Genomic DNA, 4988 nt, shown 5'->3' with positions numbered 1-4988 from the left:
TTCGTGAGCGCCGTCGGATTTTCAAAGGGATGGGCTGCATTGGTGCCATACCAGCCGCCGCCGTTGGTTCCCAAGTGCTTGATGGATTCAAAGGATGCCACCAGTCCCCGGGTAATGGTTTGCGCACTGCCGTCCAATGTTGTGGCATGCACGGCGCCCAGCAAGGTTTGTGGAACGCCCTGGAACACCAAAAACAGAGCGGCAACGAAGCTGATGGGCAAAAACACCCGCGTGATGGAGCGGATCATATCCACATAAAAGTTGCCTAAATTATCTTGACGGGCCACGACTCCCCGGATGAAGGCGATAGCTACGGCAAAGCCAGTGGCAGCCGAAGTGAACATCGGAAAAGTGATGGCCAGCATTTGCGACAAGTACGACAGGGCGTTTTCCCCGCTGTAGGACTGCCAGTTCGTATTGGTGATGAACGAAGTGGCTGTATTGAAGGCTTGCGCTGCAGGCATGTTGCCGATCCCGTCGGGATTGAGGGGCAAATACTTTTGAGTGCGTAAGACCAAATACATAAGCGCCAGCATGACAAAATTGGTGAGCAGCATGACGCCCAGATATTTTTTCCAACCCATCTCTTCTTTTTCTTTGATCCCGCAAACCCGGTATATCAACCGTTCCACCGGACCGAAGATCCGGTCCAAACCGGTTTTCTCATAACTGAACACCCGAACCAAATAATGGCCCATCGGTTTTACTAGCAGCATAATAATGACTAATGAAACGATAACTTGCACCAAACCCATACCCATGTCAGGGAATCCTCCTCCACTCAACCTTTATCAGCCTCAAAATTTCTCCGGTTTCACCAACACAAACCCGAGATAAACGATCATTAGCGCGGCGATGATTCCAATGACGATCATGCCTATACCCCCTTACTCTTTTTCGCAAAACTTGAGGAATCCCCAAAACAGCAGAAAGCTTGCCACAGCAAGCAAAACCATGTACACATCCATAAGCATGATTGCCACCCCCTATTTACTACCGGACTATAAAGTCCACTTGCCCCGTTTTGGAATGAATGACGAAATCCGCTCCGTACTGCTTGAAGATCGCATCCGCAAAAATCCTCTCCGTAATGACGTATATTTTCCTCCGCGTCCATGGCCTTACGCGTTCCAACTGACGGCAGCATTGAGCCATGCTGTTATCAAAGAGAATAATCTTCTCAAAAGACTGAAGGGGGAGCGGCCCTCTATCAACCGTCTCATCTCCTTCAGGCTCCATCAGCAGACAGAGTTCCACGCCAAGGGCACGCATACGGCGGCAGTCCGCTTCACTCTCGGCTAGGGCTTGGCAAGGTAATCCCAACTGCCGAAGGCGCAGGAGAAACGTTTCGCCCGCTTTTGTCGGCGCAGATACCAGTATGAGTTCCGATTCGCACATAAAAGATCTCCTTTTCCGCGTCGTCAAGGTGTTCTGAACTATCGACATCTTACTCCCGATCGGCGTAAAAAGGGGGTAAAGATACTCTGACCAGATGTAAAAAAAGCATAAAAAAAGCACCCAGCGGGTGCTTTTTTTACGTTTCTTCCTTTTACTTTACGGTGTATCAGGCACTTCCTTCCACTTCCCTCCAGATACTACCAAGCTCGTATAACCCATCCCACATACGGAGGGCTCCGAATCGAAGCGGTAGCAGCGTTCGAGAAACGGTTCCCGGTAAGCTTCCGTATAGAGCAGCTTGCGAAGAATATCGCCTGGAAGCGTTCGGGCCAATGCTCCAGGACCGGCCAGCCGGATATCCTGCAGATTTGCCGCTTGAAAGTGCTCCTGTATTTCTTCGGGCCGAAACAAATAGGTCACCGGCCATGGCGTACCGCCGTTCTTCATCTCTTCCAGCGTCCGCTCGGGATCGTCATACATCCCTTTAGTCAAAAGATGGTCGGCTGCCGCGAAGTTGGGTTCCCAATTTTCGGCGTTCGCCTTTTCCCACACATACCACTGCATAGCAGAATCGGGATCATTTTCATCCAACAGAAACGGGACCTTCCTCAGTGGATTGAAGCAACCCGGAAATCCTCCCAAACGATTGGAGACGCATAACACGATGGCAATACCTGCAATCCGAATGAGTTCCTGAATGACTTCATGATGTTTTGGCCAAGTATACGAAACAGGAGCATCGAGCGAAATGACCAAATCAAAGCTGTTATCCCCGTATGCCGATAAATCCGTCAGTTTGCCATGGACAAAAGCGATCCGGCCTTCGATTCCGGCAGCCTTTGCGTTCGATTTTGCCCGCTCTAGCATCGGCAGGGACAGATCCAGGTGGGTCACTTGGTAACCCATTTTTGCCAGCCATATCGAAAAGCGTCCCGTACCGCCTCCGGCATCAAGAATTGTCTTCACTCCCTTAAGCCGGCTTTCGATCTCCCGCTCCAGGTGAGCGTGCAGAATCTGATCGTCCATGAATAAACGGTCTCGGTTGTCCTCCTCTCCCGGTTTCTGCGGCAAACTCCAAAACTTCTCCGCGATTTGTTCGTAATGACTGCTAATCATCTTTTATCCTCCTTTTATTAACGGTAGACATACAAAAAGCCAATGGCAAACCAGGGACTTGGTACTTACTCAAGTCGCCTGGCGCCACTGGCTTCAAACGGTAGGCATCGCTAGAAGGGATGCATCCGGCTGCCGCCGGACTTACAATTAGAATATATAGGAAGCTCACGCCAATAAGCTAGGGAAAAAATCGGTATGACTCATTTTTTATGGACTCGTAACGCGAACCAAGTCCTAGATGAACGAAAAAAAGCACCTGCGAGGTGCTTTTTTTATGTTTTTTTTACACGAAGTCGGTGTATCTTTACCCCATTTTTACGCCGTTCGGGAGTACGATGTCAGTAGTTAATGAAAGAATCAATACGGCCATTTATCACGAACACGAGTTAGCGAGTCAATCCTTATTGCCGGCTTACTTTTTCAAGTGATACGGAACCGTCGTAATGATGACATCCTTGCGGAACAGCAGGTTGGCGCGGATCATCAGGCTCGTTTGATTATGCAAAATGTTTTGCCAGCCTTTTTTCGGAATAAACTGCGGGATGATGACCGTTACCTGATAATTGGACTCCTTTGCCTTCCGTTCGATGGTGTCGACGAATTTCATCAACGGATGGATGATCGTGCGGTAAGGGGAGTGCAAGGTTACCAATCGGATATCAGGCATGAACTTATTCCATTTCTCCTTAAAGACTGTCTCCTCTTCCCGCTCAAAAGGAATATAAACGGCGAAGATTTGATCGGGATGCAGCGATTTCGCATAGTTGATGGAATGCTCCACCACATGGGTGACACCGGCCACTGGCAGGATAATCACGTTTCCTTCGATGGGAACGACCGGTTCGCATGTCGTGATTCTTAACTGATCGGCCAGCGTTTCGTAATGTTTGCTGATCCGGTGGAACGCGTAGATGATAAGCGGCAGGAAGATCAAAACCGGCCATACGTGAGTGAATTTGGTCAGGAAGAACATCATCGCCACCGTAAAGCTGATGAGCGCGCCGACGGCGTTGATGATCAGTTTTTGCATCCATCCCTTCGGCTTTTGTCTCCACCATTTGAGGATCATTCCAGTTTGAGACAGCGTGAACGGGATGAACACCCCTACCGCATAAAGCGGGATCAACTGCTCCGTCTGCCCTTTAAAAGCGATGATAAGCAGGATCGAAAAAGTGCCGAGGATCAAGATACCGTTGGAATAACCAAGACGGTCTCCCCGAATGGTGAACATCCGCGGAATGAATTTGTCCTTGGCCAGGTTGACCGCCAGCAGCGGGAATGCCGAATACCCGGTGTTTGCTGCCAGTACCAAAATCAGCGCCGTCGTCCCTTGAATGAAGAAATACATAAAATGCCGGCCGAAGGTGGCTTCCGCGATTTGTGAAACGACAGTAACCTCCGCTCGGGGGGATATGCCGTAGTAATAAGCCAAAAAGACGATCCCGGAAAAAAGCAGGGCCAACAATCCACCCATGGCCAAAAGAGTTTTCGCCGCGTTGTTCGGAGCCGGTTCCTTGAAGTTCGGAATGGCATTGGAAATGGCTTCGACCCCGGTCAAAGCGGAACTGCCGGAAGCAAAGGCTCGCAGCAGAAGAAACAGGCTAAGGCCGGCAACGGGCGTGCCGATGGGAGTGTGCAGAGTCGGCGAGACGTCCCCTGCGGCGATTTTATATAGACCTGCCCCGATCATGATGAAAATCGCAAACACGAATAGATAAACCGGATAAGCCAAAATGGAGGCGGATTCCGTTACCCCGCGAAGATTCAAAATCGTAATTAGAATGACAAAAGTAACTGCGATGGGAACGGTATACGGATGCAAGCCGTTGAATGCGGAGGTTATCGCGTCCGTTCCAGCGGACACACTGACGGCAACAGTCAAAATATAGTCCACCAGCAAGGACCCCCCTGCTACCAGACCAGGAAACTTCCCTAAATTTTCTTTCGAAACGACATAGGCTCCGCCGCCGTGCGGATACGCAAAGATGATTTGACGATAGGAAAATATAAGAGCCGTAAGCAAAACCAGTACCCCGACGCCGATAGGGATGGAGTACCAAAAGGCCAACGAACTGACGGTCACCAGAACAAGCAAAATCTGTTCAGGTCCGTACGCTACGGACGACAGCGCATCCGAGGAAAGGATGGCCAATGCCTTGGTTTTGTTTAGTTTCTGTTCGCCCAACTCCGCCGATTTTAACGGACGGCCGATCAGGAGCCGTTTTACATAAGAAAACACTATTCTCACCGCCATAAGTAATAAAAATCCGTATGCATATCCTTTACTCAATCAAGCATTTTCAAGCATGTTGCCGCACAATAAAAAAACGCAAGGAGACCTTGCGATTGACCGTTTAGCCAAGCCTTCTCGCCTTTTCAATTTGTGCTTCGTTAGCATAAACCTTGCGTCATATCCTGTAAATCCGGGCCTATGTTCAAAAAAAGTCTTTTTGATCCGTTTTTCTTCATGTATG

6 protein-coding genes are annotated in these 4988 nt (G+C 49.6%); all 6 read right to left on the bottom strand.

Translation table 11 applies throughout. The features are described 5' to 3' along the window. Nucleotides 1-761 (bottom strand): potassium-transporting ATPase subunit KdpA (locus TJ79_RS03380; RefSeq protein WP_162162903.1); only part of this gene is annotated, 761 nt, incomplete at its 3' end. 36 nt (nucleotides 762-797) lie between these two features. Then, the gene (locus TJ79_RS28605) at nucleotides 798-875 is read right to left on the bottom strand and encodes a potassium-transporting ATPase subunit F (protein ID WP_081756674.1); all 78 of its coding nucleotides are present in this window, start codon (nucleotides 873-875) and stop codon (nucleotides 798-800) included. Nucleotides 876-993: 118 nt separating this feature from the next. Next, nucleotides 994-1398 (bottom strand): hypothetical protein, encoded by a 405-nt coding sequence (locus TJ79_RS03375; protein WP_040948886.1) that lies wholly within the window; start codon nucleotides 1396-1398, stop codon nucleotides 994-996. Between the two features lie 156 nt (nucleotides 1399-1554). Then, complete coding sequence (locus TJ79_RS03370; protein WP_040948885.1) at nucleotides 1555-2514, bottom strand: class I SAM-dependent methyltransferase; 960 nt, start codon at nucleotides 2512-2514, stop codon at nucleotides 1555-1557. A gap of 412 nt (nucleotides 2515-2926) precedes the next feature. Beyond that, nucleotides 2927-4753, bottom strand: a complete 1827-nt coding sequence (locus tag TJ79_RS03365) for an APC family permease (RefSeq protein WP_040948884.1) — start codon at nucleotides 4751-4753, stop codon at nucleotides 2927-2929. A 51-nt stretch (nucleotides 4754-4804) separates the two neighbouring features. Beyond that, nucleotides 4805-4988 (bottom strand): hypothetical protein (locus tag TJ79_RS27895; RefSeq protein WP_040948883.1); only part of this gene is annotated, 184 nt, incomplete at its 5' end.

The sequence above is a fragment of the Gorillibacterium massiliense genome, assembly GCF_000455485.1.
Lineage (GTDB): Bacteria > Bacillota > Bacilli > Paenibacillales > NBRC-103111 > Gorillibacterium > Gorillibacterium massiliense.
This window is presented reverse-complemented; position numbering and strand designations above follow the sequence as displayed.

Excerpts from the sequence above, each read along its gene's own strand:
- TJ79_RS28605 (WP_081756674.1), bottom strand. The coding sequence starts at position 875 with ATGATCGTCATTGGAATCATCGCCGCGCTAATGATCGTTTATCTCGGG.
- TJ79_RS03375 (WP_040948886.1), bottom strand. The coding sequence starts at position 1,398 with ATGTGCGAATCGGAACTCATACTGGTATCTGCGCCGACAAAAGCGGGC.
- TJ79_RS03370 (WP_040948885.1), bottom strand. The coding sequence starts at position 2,514 with ATGATTAGCAGTCATTACGAACAAATCGCGGAGAAGTTTTGGAGTTTG.